The 19,639-nt window shown below is 72.7% G+C and carries 16 protein-coding genes; 4 read left to right on the top strand and 12 right to left on the bottom strand.

The window, feature by feature from the left end:
* The first annotated feature begins 26 nt into the window (after positions 1 to 26).
* Entirely contained in the window at positions 27 to 446 is a 420-nt protein-coding gene (panD, locus tag ACIGG8_RS22470) for an aspartate 1-decarboxylase (protein ID WP_396550181.1), read from the top strand.
* A 96-nt stretch (positions 447 to 542) separates the two neighbouring features.
* Here panD and ACIGG8_RS22465 read toward each other — a convergent pair whose 3' ends face one another.
* The 8 genes from ACIGG8_RS22465 to ACIGG8_RS22430 form a co-directional block, all read right to left on the bottom strand.
* A complete protein-coding gene (locus ACIGG8_RS22465) occupies positions 543 to 1,394 on the bottom strand; it encodes a LysR family transcriptional regulator (protein ID WP_350523997.1) in 852 nt (283 codons plus the stop codon).
* Between the two features lie 300 nt (positions 1,395 to 1,694).
* Positions 1,695 to 2,069, bottom strand: a complete 375-nt coding sequence (locus ACIGG8_RS22460; protein WP_396550179.1) for a cupin domain-containing protein — start codon at positions 2,067 to 2,069, stop codon at positions 1,695 to 1,697.
* 85 nt (positions 2,070 to 2,154) lie between these two features.
* Positions 2,155 to 3,618: an MFS transporter gene (locus tag ACIGG8_RS22455; protein WP_396550177.1), complete on the bottom strand. Its 1,464-nt coding sequence runs from the start codon at positions 3,616 to 3,618 to the stop codon at positions 2,155 to 2,157.
* 185 nt (positions 3,619 to 3,803) lie between these two features.
* Positions 3,804 to 4,205, bottom strand: coding sequence for a VOC family protein (locus ACIGG8_RS22450; protein ID WP_350524000.1), 402 nt, complete (start codon positions 4,203 to 4,205; stop codon positions 3,804 to 3,806).
* A gap of 84 nt (positions 4,206 to 4,289) precedes the next feature.
* Positions 4,290 to 4,634 (bottom strand): cupin domain-containing protein, encoded by a 345-nt coding sequence (locus ACIGG8_RS22445; RefSeq protein WP_350524001.1) that lies wholly within the window; start codon positions 4,632 to 4,634, stop codon positions 4,290 to 4,292.
* Positions 4,635 to 4,710: 76 nt separating this feature from the next.
* A complete protein-coding gene (locus ACIGG8_RS22440) occupies positions 4,711 to 6,579 on the bottom strand; it encodes an FAD/NAD(P)-binding protein (RefSeq protein WP_396550175.1) in 1,869 nt (622 codons plus the stop codon).
* Positions 6,576 to 7,493, bottom strand: a complete 918-nt coding sequence (locus ACIGG8_RS22435; RefSeq protein WP_396550173.1) for an N-acyl homoserine lactonase family protein — start codon at positions 7,491 to 7,493, stop codon at positions 6,576 to 6,578. The genes ACIGG8_RS22440 and ACIGG8_RS22435 overlap by 4 nt, the downstream gene beginning before the upstream one ends.
* A 5-nt stretch (positions 7,494 to 7,498) precedes the next feature.
* Positions 7,499 to 8,848: a KamA family radical SAM protein gene (locus ACIGG8_RS22430; RefSeq protein ID WP_396550171.1), complete on the bottom strand. Its 1,350-nt coding sequence runs from the start codon at positions 8,846 to 8,848 to the stop codon at positions 7,499 to 7,501.
* Between the two features lie 420 nt (positions 8,849 to 9,268).
* Between ACIGG8_RS22430 and ACIGG8_RS22425 the strand changes: the two genes are divergently transcribed.
* A complete protein-coding gene (locus ACIGG8_RS22425) occupies positions 9,269 to 11,350 on the top strand; it encodes an FAD/NAD(P)-binding protein (protein WP_396550170.1) in 2,082 nt (693 codons plus the stop codon).
* Between the two features lie 125 nt (positions 11,351 to 11,475).
* On the top strand, positions 11,476 to 12,627 hold the full coding sequence (locus ACIGG8_RS22420) for an MFS transporter (RefSeq protein ID WP_396550168.1): 1,152 nt from the start codon (positions 11,476 to 11,478) through the stop codon (positions 12,625 to 12,627).
* Between the two features lie 7 nt (positions 12,628 to 12,634).
* On the opposite strand, the gene ACIGG8_RS22415 is transcribed toward ACIGG8_RS22420, so the two are convergent.
* The 4 genes from ACIGG8_RS22415 to hppD all read right to left on the bottom strand — a co-directional run bounded on the left by ACIGG8_RS22415 (position 12,635) and on the right by hppD (position 18,878).
* Positions 12,635 to 13,213, bottom strand: a complete 579-nt coding sequence (locus tag ACIGG8_RS22415; protein WP_396550166.1) for a TetR family transcriptional regulator C-terminal domain-containing protein — start codon at positions 13,211 to 13,213, stop codon at positions 12,635 to 12,637.
* Positions 13,214 to 13,313: 100 nt separating this feature from the next.
* Positions 13,314 to 14,624 (bottom strand): PLP-dependent aminotransferase family protein, encoded by a 1,311-nt coding sequence (locus ACIGG8_RS22410; RefSeq protein ID WP_396550164.1) that lies wholly within the window; start codon positions 14,622 to 14,624, stop codon positions 13,314 to 13,316.
* A 22-nt stretch (positions 14,625 to 14,646) separates the two neighbouring features.
* Positions 14,647 to 15,774 carry an alpha-hydroxy acid oxidase gene (locus ACIGG8_RS22405; protein WP_396550162.1) on the bottom strand — a complete coding sequence of 376 codons (1,128 nt, stop codon included), beginning with the start codon at positions 15,772 to 15,774 and terminating at the stop codon, positions 14,647 to 14,649.
* Positions 15,771 to 18,878 carry a 4-hydroxyphenylpyruvate dioxygenase gene (gene hppD / locus ACIGG8_RS22400; RefSeq protein WP_396550160.1) on the bottom strand — a complete coding sequence of 1,036 codons (3,108 nt, stop codon included), beginning with the start codon at positions 18,876 to 18,878 and terminating at the stop codon, positions 15,771 to 15,773. Before hppD ends, ACIGG8_RS22405 begins: the two co-directional genes overlap by 4 nt.
* Positions 18,879 to 18,961: 83 nt before the next feature.
* Between hppD and ACIGG8_RS22395 the strand changes: the two genes are divergently transcribed.
* Positions 18,962 to 19,639, top strand: a 678-nt coding sequence (locus tag ACIGG8_RS22395; protein ID WP_396550158.1) for a thioesterase domain-containing protein, incomplete at its 3' end; no start/stop codon positions are given.

Here is a 19,639-nt window from a genome sequence, read left to right as displayed (position 1 = left end):
CACCACCACGAAGACGGAGCCAAGCCGTGAACCGCACCATGCTCAAGTCCAAGATCCACCGAGCCACCGTGACCCAGGCGGACCTGCACTACGTGGGATCGCTGACGATCGACCAGGACCTGATGGACGGCGCCGACCTGCTGCCCGGCGAACTCGTCCACATCGTCGACATCGACAACGGCGCCCGCCTGGAGACCTACGTGATCGCCGGCCCGCGCGGCAGCGGGATCATCGGCATCAACGGCGCGGCCGCCCGGCTGATCCACACCGGCGACCTGGTCATCATCATCAGCTACACCACGGTCAGCGACGCCGAGGCCAAGGCCCTCGTCCCCAAGGTCCTGATGGTCGACGCCGAGAACCGCCCGCTCGCCTACACCGACGACCCGGCCGAGCCGGTGCCCGGCACCCGGACCAGCCGCGGCGACGCGGTCGCCGCCCGGTAGCGCGGGGGAGCAGTAGCGGGAGCAGCTGCGGGAGGAGCAGGGGGAGGGGCGGGCCGGACCACGTTGTCCGCCCGCTCCTCCCGTTGTCCACGGGCTTCAGGACGGAGCGCCGACGGCGGCCTGCGCCATGGCGATGAAGCGCGGGATGAGCGGATGGGCACCGCGCTGGGGATGGACCAGGTTCAGCGGCACCTGCGGGGCGTCCGGGATGGCGATGAACGACACGAACGAGTGCACGTGCTGGCGGCCGACGAATTCGGGGACCACGCCCACGCCCCGGTTCGCGGCGACGGCTTCCAGCCATTCGTCGAAATTGCTGCAGATCGCGGAGACGCTCGGCTGGCGGTCGGCCGGCCAGTCGGTCAGGTCGGTCGTTCCGCTCACTTCGTTCAGCACGAGGCCCAGTTCGGCGATTTCGGCCCAGCTCATCTCCTCCTTTCCGGCCAGTTCGGATCGTGTGGAGACGGCGGCGATCCTCCGTTCGTGCAGCAGGGTCGTGACCTTCACGTCCGGGGCCTTGATCCGACCGCGCAGGATCGCCAGGTCGCTTTTCCCGCGGTCGACCCCGGCGAGCTTGGCGTCGTGCCGCTGCACCTGGACGGTGACGCCGGTCTCGGCCTCGAACTCGGCGATCACCTCCTGCGGCCACCCGGAAGGGAAACCCCAGGCGAATCCGAGCCTGAGCACGTCCTTCGGTTCAAAACGCAATGCGTCTTCCAACCGAGTTATGAGAAAGGAAAGTTGATCGTAAAGGCGCTCACCTTCCGGGGTGAGCGTCACCTGACGGGTGGTTCGTTCCAGTAGCTTCCGGCCGAGCAGTTCCTCCAGGCGCTTGATGTTTCTGCTGAGCGTCGGCTGGGAAACGTTCATCCGCTTGGCGGCGCGGGTGAAGTGTCTCTCTTCCGACAGGGCCAGGAACCCGCGCAGGTGGTGCAGCTCGATACTCATGGACAGCAGCATATGCAGGCAGGCATATGCGTCATCAGATGTCCCGGGTGGGCGGGAGCTGTGAGATGTCGGACGCAATGAGTCCTTCCCCGGTGCCTCGGCCGGCGTTCCCGCGGCCGGCCCAACGTCCGCACCCGGGCTGTTTCCGTCCGTTCCACCGCACAGTTGACCGGCATTCACCTGAGTCTCCGTCACCGCGATCGCGGACACTCCCGGACCGGAGGCCTTGTGCCGCCGGCCGCTCCCGGGCTCGTGGGTGGCGTCGAGCAGGCCGACCGGTCCGGCCCGGGAGCGGAGGGTTCAGCCCGAGTACTCCTCGTCGGTCACGTGCTCGTGCCAGTCGGTGGGCCCGTCGGTGACGGCGATGTGGGTCATGAACGTGCCCTCGCCGGCGCCGTGCCAGTGCTCCTCGCCGGGGTGGCAGACCACCGTGTCGCCGGCCCTGATCTCCTGCCGCTCGCCGCCGCGGGCCTGCACCACGCCCACGCCCTCGGTCACGTGCAGGACCTGTCCGGCCGGGTGGGTGTGCCAGTGGCTGCGGGAGCCGGGCGTGAACAGGACGTTGCGCACCTCGGTGTTGGCGGTCGCGCCGATCCGCGGCCACAGCCAGACGTCGCCGGTGAAGCGGTCCTCGGGGCCCTTGGTCGAGTCGCCGGGGTGGTGGATGACATCCATCGTGTGAACTCCTTCATGGTTGTGTGTCATTGGTCGTCGGCCACTGGTCGTCGGACGTCGCCGGTTGGCGACCAGTGGCGGGTGGCTATTGCTCGCTCAGCACCGGGCCGGTCGACGAGGACCGCCCGGCGAGCAGGATCAGGGCGGAGGCGGCGAGCGACATCACCGCCAGGACGGCGGTGGTGGTGGCGAACGCGTGCTGCGGCGTCCCGCTGCCGCCGACGAGATCCAGGTAGAGGGTGCCGAACACGGCCACGCCCAGGGTGCCGCCGACCTGGAGCGTGGTGTTGAACAGGCCGCTGACGTCCGGCGCGTACCGGGCCTCGACGGTCTCGGTCATGTGCGCCAGAGTGCCGCTGAACGCCGCGCCGTAGCCGACGCCGCCGATCCCCAGCAGGACGACCAGGGCGGCGGTGCCCTGGGCGCCGAGCGCGATGAGCGCGAAGCTGACGGCCATCAGCCCGCCCCCGACCGGGGCGGCCAGCCGGCGGGCGCGCGTTCCCAGCCGCCCGAGGATCGGCCCGATCAGGGCGAAGGTCGCCACCCAGGCGACCGGGACCAGGCCGGAGTAGACCGCGCTCTTGCCGAGCCCCTGTTGCAGGTAGAGCGCCAGGACGAACAGAACGGCGAAGTAGCCGGCCCGGGTGGCGGCCTGCGAGGCGAGCGCGAGGGCGACATGACGGCGGGTCAGCAGTTCGACGTTCATCAGGGGGGCGCCCGAGCGTCGTACCACCCTCCGCTCGGTCCAGCCGAAGAGGGCGAACACCGGCAGCGAGGAGCCCAGGCAGAGCCAGGTCCACAGCGGCCAGCCCGCGTCGCGCCCCAGGACCAGCGGTGTCACCAGCAGGAACAGTCCGAGCGAGAGCAGTGCCACGCCGGGCAGGTCCAACGCGCCCTGCTGCGAGGGGCGGTCGTCCGGCAGGAAGGCGAGCGAGGTGAACAGCAGGACGACGCCGATCGGCACGTTGATCAGGAAGACCGGCCGCCAGCCGGTGCCCAGGATGTCGGCCGACACCAGGATGCCGCCCAGTGCCTGGCCGACGACCGAACTGACGCCGAGGATGCCGGTGTACGCGCCCAGCGCCCGGCGCCTGGCCCGGCCATCGAACTCCACCTGGATGGTGGTCAGCACCTGGGAGATCATCAGGGCGGCGCCGAATCCCTGCACCACCCGGGCGCACACCAGGACGACGGCGTCGGGCGCGAGGCCGCAGCCGAGCGAGGACAGGGTGAAGACGGTCAGCCCGGCGAGGTAGACGCGCCGCCGACCGTGGATCTCGCCCAGTCGGGCGCCGGTGATCAGCAGCATCGCGAAGGCGAGCGTGTACCCGGAGACGATGAGCTCCAGGGCACCGCTGGAGGCGTGCAGCCGATCGCGGATCGAGGGGATCGCGACGTTGACCACCGCGATGTCGACGTTGCCCAGGAACATGCCGCCGAGCAGGGACGCCAGCATCCAGAACGGCCGTCCGCCGCGTCGGTCCCCGGGGGTGTGCGGTGCCTCGACCGGCACCGCCTCGGTTGCCGCAGAGATCTTCAAGGAATCCACATCCCGGAGTGTAACTACTAGTATGTACAGTCGCAATCCGGCGCCGGCGAAGGGCAGTCCGGGCTCGAACGGCGGACGGACGGCGGCCTACGGGACGGCGCTGGACGGACGGCGGCCGACGGGCGGCCGGGGGCGGGTGGGGCACCGACTGGACGGTCCCGCCCCCGGCCGTCACGGGCGCGGCCTCAGACCACGTCCCGCTGGACCAGCTGGAACTGGATCCCGTCGGAAGTCCCGGGCTGCGTCCAGGCATTGAGGTTCGGCCCCACCAGCACAGGCTCGCTCGTGGTGAGTTCGATGCCCAGCTGCTGCACCGCCTTCATGATCTGCGGCACGTCGTCGACTTCCACGCCGATGTGCTCGATCCGGGCCTGCGCCCCGTCGCCGAGCCTGCGGCTGCGCGCCTCCGCACCGGTCGGCTCGATGAGCTCGATCCGGCCGTCCCCGCACCGGTAGAACGCGATCCGGACGTTGCGCTCGGGGATGTCCTGAGCCCGTTCCAGCTGCATGCCCAGACTCTCCAGCAGGGCTCGGGCCTCGGTGATGTCGTCCACCACCACGCCGATGTGGTCGATCCGCTTGAACATGGTCCGCCTCTCGTGACTGCTCGTGCTGCTCGTTGACTCTCGTACTGCTCGGGTTCTCGTACGTCTCGGCGCCTGCCCCGCCGGCTACTTGGAGAAGTTGTTGTGCAGGGCCGCCAGTTGGGGAAGGTTCGACATGTTGAGGAGCAGCAGGTCGGCGTCCCCCGCCCCGTTCTCGAAGTGGTGCACGGTCCACGCCGGGATGAGCAGGATGTCGCCCTCGCTCAACCCGGTGGTGTCGCCGCTCTCGTGGAAGACCACCGTGCCCGTCCCGGAGCGCACGAAGTAGAGGTGCCACCAGGTGTGCGAGTGCGGGGTGGTGCGCTCTCCGGGCCGGACGGCCTGGAAGGTCATCGAGGTGCCGGGGACGACCTCGTGGCCGCCGTCCGGTCGGGCCAGGGTGATCGTGCCGTACTCGGTGTGCTCGGTCACCCGGAGCTCCTCGGCGAGGGCTTGCCACTGCCACAGGACCGGCTCCGGCTGCGGCCGCGCATGGCGCCGGCGGAACTCAGGGTACGGAAACTGCTGTCCGGGCTGTATCGCCACGTTCTGCCTCCGGGGTGACGTCGGTGCGCTGGTGGATGTGCGTGATCAGGTCCCGTACGGCGGTGTCCGCGTCGGCCGAGAACTGCGAGGCCATCGCGTGCCGGGGCAGCGCGTGGGTGTAGAACCGCGGCCCCTCGACCGGGTAGCCGATCGCCCAGGCGGTGGCGAGCGTCTCGCCGGTCGCGGTGACGGGCCGGCCGCACGTGTCGATCTCGATGCCGCCGGGCCGGAACGGGCCGTTGGCGTACGGGCGGACCAGCCCGCGCCCGAGCAGGTTGCCGGTCAGCGGCGAGCCGTCGAGTTCCGGGTGGAAGGCGTCGAGCCGGGCGATCACCAGGGCGTCGGCGGCCACCGACTCCGCCCCCTGCGGGTACGGGGTGCGCACCACGAACCGTCCGGTCTCCCGGTCGTGGACCACGGTGCAGCCCGGCCCGCCGGCCAGGTCCACCACGCCCGCCCGGAACAGCGCGAGCAGCTGCCGGTTGCGGACCAGCGGCGGACCGAACGAGACCCGGTTCATGATCGGGCCGTAGGTCCGGTTGAACACCCGGTGCGACCGCGGGGTGAGCCCGGAGAACTCCACCGCCTCCCGCAGGCTCGCCCGGGTGTCCCGGATGACGTCGGTGGCGGCCTTGACCGGGCTCGTCGTGTTCCCCAGTTCCGCCTGCGCCAGGTCCTCGGCGACGTGGTCGAGGAAGAACCCGGTGAAGGCCTTCTGGCTGTCGAACTCCCGCTCGTGCAACGGGTCGAGGATCGCCTCGACGGCCGCCAGCTCGGCCGGGCTCGGCTCGAACCCCTCCGGGGGGACGGTGCAGCCCTGCTGCGCGGCACGGTGGGCGTAGGCCATCTCCCGCTTCAGGAGCGGCAGTACCTCCTCCTCGAAGTCGAGCCGCGGGTCGTTGCGCCGCTCCAGCGCGCGGTCCTTGAGGAGGCGCACCGCCTCCGGGGTGAAGAACCGCGCCCGGTGCTGCCCGGTCGTGCCCTTCTGGTTCACCCCGCGGGCGGCGAACGGCAGGCACTGGCGGGAGAACAGCCGGATCGCGGGCTCCCGCCCGGAGGGCCGGTAGACGAGCTCCGCGCCGGAGTCGTCGAACCGTCCGCCGCGGCCGACGGTGAGCTCGGAGATCACGTCGTGCGCGGTCAGCCCGAAGCCCTGGACGGCGACGGTGGAACCGGGGGCGATCCCGCCGAGCCGCTGCACCGGGTACGGCGAGGCGCAGTACGCCAGCCAGGGGTTGCGGTCGGCGTGCTCCCGGGCGAACTCCGTGTGGGCCCGGTCCTCGTCGGTGGGGATCCGCTCGCAGTGCCCGGTGGTGAGGAAGACGTAGTCGCTCGGCAGGCGGTGGCCGTTCGCCAGGTGGACGGTGTAGCCGCCGCCCGGGTGCGCCTCGACGTCGCACGCCCGGTCGCGGTGGTGCACCACCCTGATCCGCTCCGGCAGCGCGCGCACCGTCCGGTCGAACACCCAGGTGAGGTACTCGCCGAGCAGCCTGCGCGGCAGGTAGGCGTGTTCACCGACCGGGCGGCCGCCCTCGCCGCCGGTGGGGTGGAAGCCGGTGTCGAACTCGCGGTACCCGACGGCCGCCGCCCACTCGGTGAACGAGGGGCCCCGGCCGTCGGCGAACATCGTCACCTGGCTGGCCACGGTGTTGGTCAGCAGGTGGGCGGGCTGGCCGGCGGGGTGCGCGCCCTGGCCGGGCTCGCCGGGGTCGATCAGGTGCACCTCCAGCCGGCGGTCGGCGGGCAGCCGGTCGGCCAGTTCGCCGATCCGCTGCAGGACGCTCAGGCCGCGCGGCCCGACGCCGATGATCGAGACCCGGTGGAGCGTCATCGGGCCGCCCCGATCCGCTCCGCGCGGGCCGCGGCGCCGTCGGTCCCGCTCCCGATGTCCTGGGCGCCCCGGGCGCCCTGGCTGTGCTCCGCGCCCGGGGTGTCGGCCAGTGGGGCCTCGTGCAGGCGCACCCAGTCGGGCGCCGCCGCCAGCGGGGGGAACCGCCGGGCCACCCGGGGGTCGTGGCCGGGGATGACGTGGTCCGGGCCGTCCGCGAGGGACTCGATCACGTCGTAGCCTTCGAGCATCGGCGTGAGCTGGTCGAGGATCGGGAACGGGCTGCGCAGCCGGATGTTGGCCCACAGGTGGGTCGCGTCGCTGGCCAGCACGACCCAGCCGCGCGCGGTGTGGACCCGGACCACCTGGGTGCCCGGCGTGTGGCCCGGCACCGGGTGCACCGTCACCCCCGGCAGGATCTCCGCCTCCCCGCGGTGCAGCACCAGCCGCTCCTCGAACAGCCCCTGCACGGCGGTCTGCACGTTGACCGGCTCGAACGGCCGGCGTACGGCCCGGTGGCGCATGGCCGGCCCGGCGCAGAACCGCAGCTCCTCCTCCTGCAGGTGGATGCGGGCGGTGGGGAAGCGGTCGAGGTTGCCCGCGTGGTCGTAGTGCATGTGGGTGATCACGACGTCCGACACCTGCTCGGCCGTGACCCCGAGGTCGGTCAGCGCGTCGACCGGGCAGCGGAACAGGGTGCGACCGCGGCGGACGGCCATCTCCTCGGGGAAGCCGGTGTCCACCAGCAGGAAGTGCCGGTCGTCGCGGATCGCCCAGAGGTAGAAGTCCATCGGGCCGGCGCTGCCCGGGGCGAACTGGCCTTCGTCGTGCAGGAAGTTGTCCCGCGCGGGGCGGTCGGCGTGGGTGCCGAACCGGAGCGCGAGGACCTCGTAGGTCGGCAGCGGTCGACCGGCCATCCGGGTCACACCCCCACCAGGTCGAGCGGTCGGCCGGTCCCGGGACGGTCCCCGGCGGGCTCCTCCTCGAAGAAGAACGAGCGCTCTCCGAAGGCCGGGACGAGCTGGTCGAACCAGGTCGCGGCGGGGTCGAACTTCGCGTAGAAGGGGCGGCGGACGACGCCGTCCTGACGCGCCTGCAGGAACTGCAGCGCGAACACCTTCTCGCCGCGGATCGTCGGCGTGCCGTCGATGAGCACCTTGCCGGGGAAAGCGCTCATCGACGGGCCGCGCACGGTGCGGGACAGCCCCGAGACCGAGCTGTAGGCGGTCCGGAAGATGTCGTACGCCTCGGCCAGCGGCAGCTCGAAGTAGGACCGGGCACCCGTGTCGCGCTCGACGAACATGTAGTACGGCACGGCGCCGAGCTTGACCCCCAGGGTCCACAGCTCCTGCCAGGCCGCCGGGTCGTCGTTGATGTGCCGCAGCACGGGGGACTGCATCCGGACGACCGCGCCGGTACCGGTGATGCGCCGCAGCGCCTGCTGGGCGATGGCGGGGCGCAGCTCGGCCGGGTGGTTGTAGTGGGCCATCAGGGCGAGGTGCTTGCCGGCGCCGACGATGCGCTCGAACAGGCGCAGCAGGTCGTCCGCGTCCACGTCGCTGACGAAGCGCTGCGGCCAGTAGCCGACGGCCTTGGTGCCGATCCGGATGTTCTGGATGTGCGCCAGATCGGGCGCCAGCAGCGGTTCGAGGTACCGCTCCAGCGCTCCGGTCCGCATGATCATGGGGTCGCCGCCGGTGATCAGCACGTCCGTGACCTCGGGGTGCCGCCTGAGGTAGGCGGCCAGGCCCTCGGCGTCGCGGGCCGCGAAGTGCAGGTCCTCCTCGCCGACGAACTGGGGCCAGCGGAAGCAGAACGTGCAGTAGGCGTGGCAGGTCTGGCCGGCGCTCGGGAAGAACAGCACGGTCTGGTCGTACTTGTGCTGGATCCCGGGGACGACCTGGCCGTCCAGCTCCGGCACGTTGTGGCTCAGCTGGCCGGCCGGGTGGGGGTTCATCCGGGTGCGGACCTCGAAGATCTGCTTGGCCAGCTGTTGCTTGTCACCCGAGCGGATCAGGTCGCGCAGTGCGGTGTAGTCGTCGGGTTCCAGCATCGTGCGGTGCGGGAAGTTGAGCCGGAATATCGGGTCGTCGGGAATTTTGTCCCAGTTGATGAGTTCGTCGAGTACGTACTGGTTCGTCCGGAACGGCAGGACGTGGGCCACCACCTCGACGGCTTCGCGGAGGTCCTGCGGAATCCGCTCCCATTGCGGCGACCGCGTTATCGACGACCGGTTGTACGGCTTGTACTTGGCAGGGCTGAGGTCGGCCATGTGTATTTCTCCGCTCGAATGACGGAAACGGGAGGCTGCGAGTGTCGCGCGGCGGCGGAATCGGGCGGTGTCCCGGTTTCCGGGGCCCGCGGTCCGGCCGTCGGATCGGGCCGGCCGGGAACGCCCGGTGTGCGGGAAGTCCGCTGGTCGTGCCTGTTGCACCGGTCGGACGGGGTCGGCCCCGGACAGCCGCCGCACGCCGTGCCGAAAAGCTAACCGGGGGGCCGGGGGGATGGGAAATAGATCGCCCCGACCATCCATTCGCCGGGTGCATGAATGGCGTTCCATGGCGCCGGTGCATGAATGATGCGCGGGCCGCATGAATGGCTGGGCGTGCTGACTAGGATCGGCGTGAGCGAACGATCGGGCGGCGCCAGACACCGGGGACGGGCTTTGAGGAATCGATTCAGTGTCGGAATCGTGGGGGTGGGCCCCCGCGGACTCATTCTGCTGGAGCGCCTGTGCGCCAATGCGGCGGCCGACCCCGACTGCGGCCCCGTGACGGTGCACGCGATCGACCCGACCCCGCCCGGGGCGGGCCGGGTCTGGCGGACGGACCAGTCCCCGCAGCTGCTGATGAACACGGTCGCGGAGCAGATCACCGTGTTCACCGATGCGAGCGTGGTCTGCGCGGGACCGGTGGTGCCCGGCCCCAACCTGTACGAGTGGGCGCGGGCGCTCGCCGGGGCGATACCGGACGCCCCCAGACCGGACGACCTCGGTGGGGCCGACGGGCACGCCGACTGCGGCCCGGCCGACTGCGGCCGGGACGACTGCGGCCGGGACGACGCGTACCCGGACGACATCCTCCGCGAGGCGGGAGCGTTGGGCCCGAACTCGTACCCCACCCGGCCCTTCTACGGCCACTACCTGCGCTGGGCCTTCCGCCGCGCGGTGCGGACCGCGCCGCCGCACGTGACGGTGCGCGTCCACCGGGACAGCGCCGTCGCACTGGAGGACTTCGGCGAGCAGCAGCTGTTGCGCCTCGCCGGCGGCGACCGGATCCTGCTCGACGCCGTCGTCCTCGCCCAGGGTCATCTGCCCACTGCCCCCGGCCGCACCCCCGCAGCCTCCGCAGCGACCGGCCGCGGTCCTGCAGCCCCCGCAGCGACCGGCCCTGCAACGACCGGCCCTGCAACGACCCACGCCACCCCGGCCCCGGCGCCGACCCCGGCCGGCGGCCGACACCTGCCGCCGGGCAACCCGGCGGAGGTCGACACCGAGGCGATGGCCCCGGGCGAACCGGTGGCCGTGCGCGGCCTCGGGCTCGCCTTCTTCGACTACCTGACCCTGCTCACCCAGGGGCGCGGCGGCGTGTTCGAGCAGCGCGCCGACGGGCGCCTCGACTACCGCCCGTCCGGCCGGGAACCGCGGCTCTACGCGGGCTCCCGCCGCGGCCTCCCGTACCGGGCGCGCGGCGAGAACCAGAAGGAACTGGGCGAACGGCACCGGCCGCTGCTGCTCACCGGGCCGACCGTCCGCGCGCTGCGCGAGCGCGCCGCCGCCCGCGGCGACGTGCGGTTCCGCCGGGACGTCTGGCCGCTGATCGCGCGCGAGGTCGAGATCGTCTACTACCGGACGCTGCTGAGCGGGCGCGCCGCCCCGGCCGAGGCGGTGAACGGCTTCCTGCGGGCCTGCCTGTACTCGCCGGCGCACCTGCCGCTGCCGGAGCCGCTGCTGCGGCGGCACGGCATCACCGCCGACACGCAGTGGAACTGGCGGCTGGTCGAGACCCCGTACGACGAACAGGCGCTGCGCGGGCGGCGGGAGTTCGGCCGGTGGCTGGCCGAGCACTTGGACCGCGACGCCGCCGCGGCCCGGGGCGGCAACGTCGACGACCCGGTCAAGGCGGCCCTCGACGCGCTGCGCGACCTGCGCAACGAGATCCGCCAGGTCGTCGACCACGCGGGGATCACCGGCCGCTCCTACCGGGAGGAACTGACCGGCTGGTTCTCGCCGTTCAACGCCGGCCTGTCGATCGGCCCGCCCGGGCGCCGGATCGCGGAGCTGGCCGCGCTGGTCCGCGCCGGCGTGGTGACCCCGCTGGGCCCCGGGATGCGGGTGGCGCCGGCACCGCGGCACGACGGGTTCCTGGTCTCCTCGGCCACGGTGCCGGGGCCGGCGATCGCGGTCACCACCCTCATCGAGGCGCGCATCCAGGACCCGGACGTGCGCACCACGGCGGACCGGCTGCTGCGGGGGCTCCTGGAGACCGGCCAGGCGGCGCCGTACCGGATCCCCGACCCGGACGGCGGCCACCACGAGACCGGGGCGCTCGCGGTGACCGAGCGGCCGAGCCGCCTCGTGGACGCACGCGGCCGCGTGCACCCGCGGCGGTACGCCCTCGGTGTCCCCACCGAGGGGGTGCACTGGGCCACCGCCGCCGGGGTCCGGCCCGGCGTCGACTCCGTGACGCTCGGGGACGCGGACGCGGTCGCCCGGGCCCTGCTGGACAGCGCCGCACGCCACCGCGCCGACCGGATGGAGGCGTTGGCCCGGTGAGCACCCTCGTCCGGACCGCACGGGCTGCACGGACAACACGGGCTGCACGGCCCGCACGGCCCGCACGGCCCGCACGGCCCGACCCGGCGGGCCCCGGCGCGTCGGGACTGTCCACGGCCCTGGGAGTGGCGGCGGTCACCGTCCTCACCTCGCTGCCGGTCTTCCTCCCCGGCGCCGCGAACGGCCTGATCTGCGCGGAGCTGGGCTGGAGCACGGCGCGGACCGGCGCCGTCCTCGCCGTCTACTGGCTGGCCTCCCTGGCGGGTGCCTTCGTCAGCAGGCGCTCCGAACTCCCCGCCGGAGTGGAACGGACCCTGGCGGTCGCCCTCGGCGCCACCTGCGTCGGACTGCTCTGCGCGGCCGGCGCACCGGTCGCCGGCCTCTGGGTCAGCTCGGCGCTCGGCGGCTTCGCCTACGGGTACACCCAGCCGCACACCAACGCCCTCCTGATGCGCCGGTGCGCCCCCCGGCTGCGGGCCTTCGCGTTCGGCCTGAAACAGGCCGCGGTGCCGGCGGCTACCCTGCTCGCCAGCGCGGCGATGCCGCTGCTCGCCGACCCGGTCGGCTGGCGCGGCGTCCTCGCCGCCACCGCGGTCCCGTGCGGCCTCGGCGCCGCCCTGGTGGTGCGGCGCAGTGCCGCGGACGGGCGGCGGGCGGCGGCCGCGGGCGGCGGTGCGCCGCTGCCGGCCGACGTCCACCTGATCGCCCTCAGCTGCGCCGGATTCTTCGGCGCGATGGTCGGCAACGGGCTGGGCGGCTTCCTGGTGCTGGCACTGACCACCCGGGGCGCCTCGCTGTCGGTCGCCGGAGCGGTGGCGACCGCCGGCGCCGCACTGAACATCGCCGTCCGGCTCGCCGCGGGCTGGCTGGTCGGCCGTCTGCCCCGGCTCGCCTGGCCGGCCCTCGTCGGCCTGTTCGCGACCGGTGCGGTGGGGGCCGTGCTGCTGACCCACCGGGGGACGGTGCCGACCCTCCTCGGCGCCCTGCTCGCGTACGGCGGCGGCTGGGGCTGGGCGGGCCTGCTGCACTACGTCATCGGTCTGCCGTACCCCGGACGGGAGCAACGGGCCACGGCCTGCAGCCAGATGGGAGTCTCGCTCGGGGCCGCGGCCGGTCCGCTGCTGTGCGGTGTGCTGTTCGGCCTGCGCCCGGACGCCCTCTGGTGGGCCCTGGCGGCGGCGGCCGCCGCCGGCGCGGTCTGTGTCCTCGCCGCCGCGGTGGCCGGTCGGGCACCGCGGCAGCCGCACGCCGTCCCGCTGCCGGCCGGGCAGACCTGACTCGGGGTCAGTCCTGGCCGGGGTGGACCCGGAGGTCGGCCAGGACCCGTCGGACCCCCTCGACGGCCCGCTGGAACGCCTCGGGCTGCTGCCAGGCCCGTGCCAGGACGTACCCGCCCTGCACCGTCGCCATGATCAGTGCGGCGATCGCCACGGGATCGGTGCCGGGCCGCAGTTCCCCCGTGCGCACGCCCTCGGCGAGGACCGCCGTCAGCCGCTCGTCGAGCCAGTCGAAGAACTCGGCCAGCGGCGCGCGCAGCCGATCGTCCGTCACGACGTCGTAGTCCTGGGTCAGACGCCCCAGCCGACAGCCCGCCAGCGGGTCACGCTCCAGATCGAGGAACGCGTCGATGCGGGCGACGGCCCCGCCTTCGCCGCCCAGCGCCCCCTCGGCCCGGGCCCGGAGCTCCTCGCTCATCTGCGTCATGGCCTCCACCGCCAGCTCCGCCTTGCCGGAGAAGTGGTGGTACATGCTGCCCTGCCCCGCGCGCGCCCGCTCCAGGACCTTGGCCGGGCTGGTGCCGGTGTACCCGCGCTCCCACAACAGCTCCGCCGCAGCCCGGGTCAGCGCCTCTTTCTTGCTCATGCGCCGAGTGTACCTACCACTCGTTACAGTCGTCCGCCGACGAGGGACGGCACCACGGGTCCGGCAAGGTACGCCCACGCCCGTCGGCCGGCTGCCGTGGTCAGCCGCACTGCTCCCGGATGAAGGAGGCGAGCCGGGTCAGCCCCTCGTCGATCCGGTCCGGAGTCAGGGAGCTGTAGGAGAGGCGGATCTGCCGGTCGGCGGAAGGGTCGTCGTAGAAGTGGCGCATGGGCGTCCACAGGACTCCGTACCGGTCGGCCGACAGTTCGAGCAGGTCGTCGTGCACCGGGAAGGGGACCGTCAGGACCAGGAAGAACCCGCCGGCCGGGGTGTTCCAGGTGACTCCGGTGCCGGCGAGGTGCCGCTCCAGGCCGGCCAGGAGGTGGCGGAGGTTGGTCCGGTACAGCTCGGTTTCCCGGCGGTTGGCCTCGACCAGGCTGCCGCCGTGCTCCAGCAGCTTCCCGGCGACGACCGCCTGCGCGATCGGAGAGGTGTTGACGGTCACCATGCTCTTGAGCTTGGACAGCCGGTCGGCGAACAGGCCGACCTCGCCCGATTCCTCCTCCACCGGCTGGTCGGCCACGGCGAAGCCGACGCGGGCCCCGGGCATGGCGGTCTTGGAGAACGAGCCGAGGTAGACCACCCGGTGCCGGGTGTCCGTCGACTTGAGGGAGGGAAGCCGCTCGCCCCCGGCGTGGAACAGGCCGTACGGGTTGTCCTCCAGCAGCAGGATGTCCTCCTGATCGGCGAGTTCGAGGAGGCTTCGCCTGCTCTCCGGGTCGAGGTTGAGCCCCGAGGGGTTGGCGAAGTTGGGGACGAGGTAGCAGGCGCGCGGCCGCAGGCCGTCGGCGCGGGCCCGGCGGATGCGCGCGCGGAGGTGTTCGAGGTCCACACCCGTGGTCCCGCTGTGCACCGGGAGGACCGGCATGTCCAGGAGCCGGGCGGCGCCGGTGAGGCCGACATAGGTCGGCGCCACCGCGAGGACGACGTCACGCTCGTCCTGCCGCAGGGCCCGTAGGACCAGGAACATCGCCTCCTGGCAGCCGGAGGTGACCACGATGGCGTCCGGGTCGGGGCGGAAGCCCTCGTCGGCCTCCAGGTTGCGGGCGATCAGCTCGTGGATGACGCCCTTGGTGCGGCCGTACTGGAAGAGCTCCCGGCGGACCTGCGCGGGCGAGTAGCCCTTGTCGGTGATGAGGTGGTGCTCGTAGCGGCGGAGGTAGGTGTGGATCTGCTCCAGGTCGAAGAACTCCTCGACGGGGCGCCCCGGTGCGAACGAGACGGCGTCGGGATAGCGCCCGGCGATCTCGTTCAGGAAGTTCATCGACTCCAGGGCCGGGTCACCGAGGGAGGAGTGCAGGGACCCCGCCGGGATTCGATGGGGTGCGGACTGCTCCGGGACGCCCGTCATGGCGGCTGCTCCTAGGTTCGGGTTACGGGACTGCGGGCTGGGGGGACAGGGCGGTGAACGCCGCGGAGCCGAAGGCCCTGAGGCCCTGTGCGTCGGTCACGCGGCCGCAACCGGCGAGGCCGAGGGCGGTGTGGAGCTCTTCGGCGAGCAGCCGCAGGACGGTGGTCGCCCCGCTCTCGCCGCCGAGGGCCAGCCCCCACAGCACCGGCCGCCCCAGCAGGACGCCCGAGGCTCCCAGGGCCAGGGCCTTGAGGACGTCCGTGCCGCTGCGGACACCGCTGTCGAAGAGGACCTCGCAGTGCCCGCCGACCGCGTCCCGGATCCCGGGCAACGCGGCGATCGCGGGAACGGCGCCGTCCAACTGGCGGCCGCCGTGGTTGGAGACCACCAGGGCGTCGACACCGCAGTCGGCGGCCCGCCGGGCGTCCCGCGGGTCGAGGATCCCCTTGAGGACGAGCGGCAGGCCGGTGCGGGACCGGATCTCCTCGACGTCCCGCCAGCTCAGCGCGGAGTCCAGCGCCTCGCGGGTGTGGGCCGCCACGGCGGAGCCGGCGGCGCGGGCAGTGCGCGCGGTCGCGGACGCACCGCCGGAGAGATTGGCGGCGACCACGTCCTCGGGGAGCACGAAGCCGTTGCGCACGTCCCGCAGCCGGTTGCCCATCCAGGGCACGTCGACGGTGAGCATCACGGCTTCGCAGCCGACCTCCTCGGCCTCCTTGACCAGGTCGGACACCTTCTGCCGGTCGCGCAGCCAGTAGAGCTGGAACCAGGTCCGGGCGCCCTCGGCCGCGATCCGTGCCAGTGGGAGGCTGCTCAGGGTCCCCACCGTGACGGGGATGCCGGCCCGTCGGGCGGCGCGCGCGGTGGCGAGTTCGCCGTCAGGATGGACCAGTCGGTGGTAGGCCATCGGAGCCACGGCCATCGGCAGGGCCGCGGGCCGGCCGAGCAGCGTCGTCTCGGCCGTGCAGTCCGAGACGTCGCGCAGGACGCGGGGGACGAGGTGGACACCGTCCAGCGCGGCCCGGTTGGCGTCCAGGGTGAGTTCGTTCCCGCTGCCGCCGGCGATGAAGTCCCGGACGGCGGCGGGCAGCACCGCGGCCGCCAGGCGTTCCACGTCGTCGAGGCAGACGGGCTGCTCCGGAAGGCTCATCGGGCCGGTCCGTCGGTGTGCGACCGCTCGACCTCGACCGCCTCGTACAGCGCCTTGATGTTGGCGCTCCCGAAGGTCTCCGCGCCGATCCGCTCGATGACCTCGAAGAACAGCGTCCGGCGCGGGTGGGACGACCGGGTGAAGATCTGGAACAGCTGACCGGCGTGGTCCTCGTCGAGGAGGACGTGGTGCTCGCGAAGCTCGGCAGGGCTGTGCCGCTTGGGATCGATGCGCCGGGCCAGCAGGTCGTAGTACGCCCCGGGGGTCGTGAGGAAGGCGACGCCGCGGCCGCGCAGGGTGGCGACGGACTCGACGATGTCGCCCGTGGCGAAGGCCACGTGCTGGACTCCGGCGCCCGCGTGCGCGGTGAGGAATCCGTCGATCTGGCCGGGGTCGGAGCCGGTGTCGGGTTCGATCACGGTGAACGTGACGGCGCCGGACGCGCTCTGGACGACCTTGGAGAGCATGGCCTGGGAACCGACGACGATGCGTTCCCGGAACGTCTCGCGGAATCCGAGGACCTGCCGGTAGAACGCGATCGTCGTGTCCAGTTCCCCGGCCGGGACACAGACCGCGAAGTGGTCGACCCGCTCCAGGCCCGCCCGGCCGCCCGGCCCGGCCGACGTGCCCTCGGCGGCGGCCACCGGAGCGAAGCCCGGCGGCAGGCCGGAGCCGCCGGAGCCGTCGGCCTGCACCAGCGTGTGCACGAGGTCGCCGAACGCGCCGATGGTGGCCGTCACCGCGCCGCCGTCGCCGGTCGCCGGCCCGGTGACGGCACGGGCGCCGCGGCGTACCGCCCCGTCGAAGAACGCGCGCACGTCGGGCGTGCGGAGCGCGATGTCGGCGATGCCGCGCCCGTGGGCGCGGACGTACCGGGAGGCGGGGTGCTCGGGCGAGGTGCCCTGGGTGAGCACCAGAAGGATGTCACCCTGCCGGAGGGCCGAGCTCAGGAAGCCCTCGGCGGCGGATCCCCGGCGCCCGGTCTCCTGGAACCCGTACTGGTCGACCCATTCCCGGCTGTCGGCGGCGAGGTCGTCGACGTACAACTCCACGTAGGCGAGGCCGAGTTCGTCGGATGTGGTCGCCCGGATCCCGCGGACCGGCGCCGTCGGGCGCCGCACCGCCGCTGTGGTGGCGGCGGCCGGCGTGACCGGAGCGGCCCGTCGCAGTGCCGCGCACATGTCGACGAGTCGGGGCGCCGCGAAGACGTCGTCCAGGGCGAGCGCCAGGCCCCAGCGCCGGCGGACGGCCAGGAGCAGCCGGGCCGCGAGCAGCGAAGTCCCGCCCAGGGCGAAGAAGTTGGCGTCCTCGCCGATCGGATCGTCGGTCACCAGGACCTGCGCCCAGAGCTCGGCGAGTTCCGCCGGGGTCGCGTCGGGCGCGGACGCTTCGGCGGCCTCCGGCCGGTGCGACTCGGCGACCACGGCGCGCAGCGCGGCGAGGTCGACCTTCCCACCCGCCGCCGTGGGGAGCGCGTCGAAGTGCAGGAACCGCCCGGGGATCATGTGCGCGGGGAGCGAGGCCGCCAGCCGGGTGCGGAGTCCGGCCTCGTCGATCTCCGCGAGGCCGACCAGACAGGCCACGAGCTGACCTTCGAGTTCGACCACCCTGGCGTCCCGGGCGCCGGTCGCGGAGAGCAGTGCGTGGACGACCTCACCCGGTTCGATGCGGCGGCCCGCGATGTTCAGCTGGTCGTCGGAGCGGCCGTGGAAGACCAGCAGGCCGTCGGTCTCCCGGACGATGTCGCCGGTGCGCAGCCACCGCTCGGCGTCCTGACCGCCCGACCGGGTGATGAACCGGGAGTCGGTGAGCTCCCGGTCCCCGAGGTAGCCCTCCGCCAGTCCCGGGCCGCTGAGCAGCAGCTCGCCGGGCTCACCCGCCCGGACCGGGCGCAGGTCCCGGTCCACGACCTCGGCCCGCATGCCGTCCAGCGGTGTGCCCAGCGGTACCTGACCGTTCGACAGGATCTCGGGGGTGAGCTCGCAGGTGATCGAGGTGACGGTGGCCTCCGACAGGCCGTAGGCGTTGATCAGCCGAGGGCTGCGCGGGTCGGCGAGCCACTGCCGTGCGGGTGCCGCGGGGAGCTGCTCGCTGCCGACGACGACGAGTCGCAGGTGGGGAAGGCGGGTCGGGAGGTCGGACCGGGTCGGTGCCCAACCGGCGAAGTAGGACGCGGGCAGGTTGCAGACGGTCACGTCCGAGTCGGCGAGCCGCTCCGTGAACTCCTCGAAGCCGGTCGAACCGAGCTCGGTCGGGAGGACGACCAGGGTCGCCCCGGCCGCGAGGGTGGGCCAGATCTCCTCCGCCGCCACGTCGAAGCCCAGGGACGTGGCGTGGAGCACCCGGTCGTCCGGCCGGAGGTCGTACGCGCTGGCCGTGGTCTCCGCATGCCAGCTCAGGGCGGCCCGACTGACCACGACTCCCTTGGGGGTTCCGGTACTTCCGGAGGTGAAGATCAGGTAAGCGGAGCCCCGGCCGGACGGTGCCGCGGCCGGCGGGTCGGCCGGCGGCGCGGTGAACGCCTCGCTCGGCGGCACCCACACCGGTGCGGACGGCGGCAGTTCGCTCGGCTCCGTTCCCACGGCGAGGCGGGGGCGGGCCTGTTCGACGATCGTCCGGAGGCGCTCGTGCGGCACCCCGGGCTCGACCGGGAGGTAGGCGGCGCCGGACATGAGGGTGCCGAGCATCACGGCGACCGCCTCGGGCGAGCGGGCCATCCGGACGAGCACCACGTCGCCGTCGCCGACTTCCGTCGCGTCGAGCAGGGCGCTGAACCGCCGTGCCCGGTCGAGCAATCGGTCGTACGTCCAGGCGACGCCGTCCATCTCAACGGCCACGCGTGCCGGATCGGCGGCTGCGCGTGCTCGGATGAGGTCGACGGGATCCTTGGATATGGCCACTCCGGGGCGCCCCTTAGCAATCGTTGGTAACCATCGGCACTTGACCCGCACCGGCAGGCAGGCGATCACCGTATGCAATTCGACGGTGCGGAACAAGGAGCATAAGCCGGGGGAGGGGACCGGCCCTATCCGATCGCATTTTCCGGCATTGCAGAATGCGGCGCGGCCATAGTGGGGCGAAACGGACCATAGACGGATGATCATGAGAATGCGGACCGGTTTCCCGGCGGTGCTTGACGCGTACGCCGGTGGCGTGCAAGATCAACCCCGCGAGACGGGGGATAGTTATGCAAGACTTCAGCGGTGCGTCGTGCCCTTTGCCGACGGTGGTCCGCATCGAATTTTCCGGTGAAACCCCGGTGCGCTCCTTCGGCGACCTGGTGGCCGGGCTTCCGCACGGTGGCGAGGTCGTGCTGGATCCACTGCGGGCTCCCGGCGTCGCGGCCGGGCCGGGTTACCGGGCGCAGGCCGAGTACTGGACCGAGCGGCTCGCAGCCGAGGACGGCCCGTTCGTGGTGCTCGGCTACTGCTCCGGCGCGAACCTGGCGCTGGCCCTGGCCTCCGCTCTTCGTGCGGCTGGTCGCGAGGTGTCGACGATTGGCCTGTTCGACCCGATCACCTTTACGTTGGCCCAGGTCAGAGAGGTTGCGGTAGAGATTGCCGCAGCTCTGGACCCTACGGGCGACGCTGAGCTGTGCCCGCTGCCGGCGAACCGCGAGACTGCCGTCCCGAACCTGCTGTCCTTCGTGGGCGAGGTGCTCGACGCCGCTCTCGGCGACCTGCCCGAGGACACCCGCGCGCAGCTCCTGACGCGGTACGCCGCGTGGATCGGGTATTCCCTGTCCGCAACCGAGCCGGTGGCCGCGCCGGCCGGCGTGGACATTCACGTATTCGCCAGCGATGACCTGATCGCGGGCGCGCCGGGTTCCTCCTGGGGTGCGCCGCGTCAGCTCGGCGGTTCTGGG

It is taken from the genome of Kitasatospora sp. NPDC085464, assembly GCF_044541955.1.
In the GTDB taxonomy this organism is placed as follows: domain Bacteria; phylum Actinomycetota; class Actinomycetes; order Streptomycetales; family Streptomycetaceae; genus Kitasatospora.
Note: the sequence above shows the minus strand (reverse complement) of the source record. Positions and strands in the feature narration are given on the sequence as shown.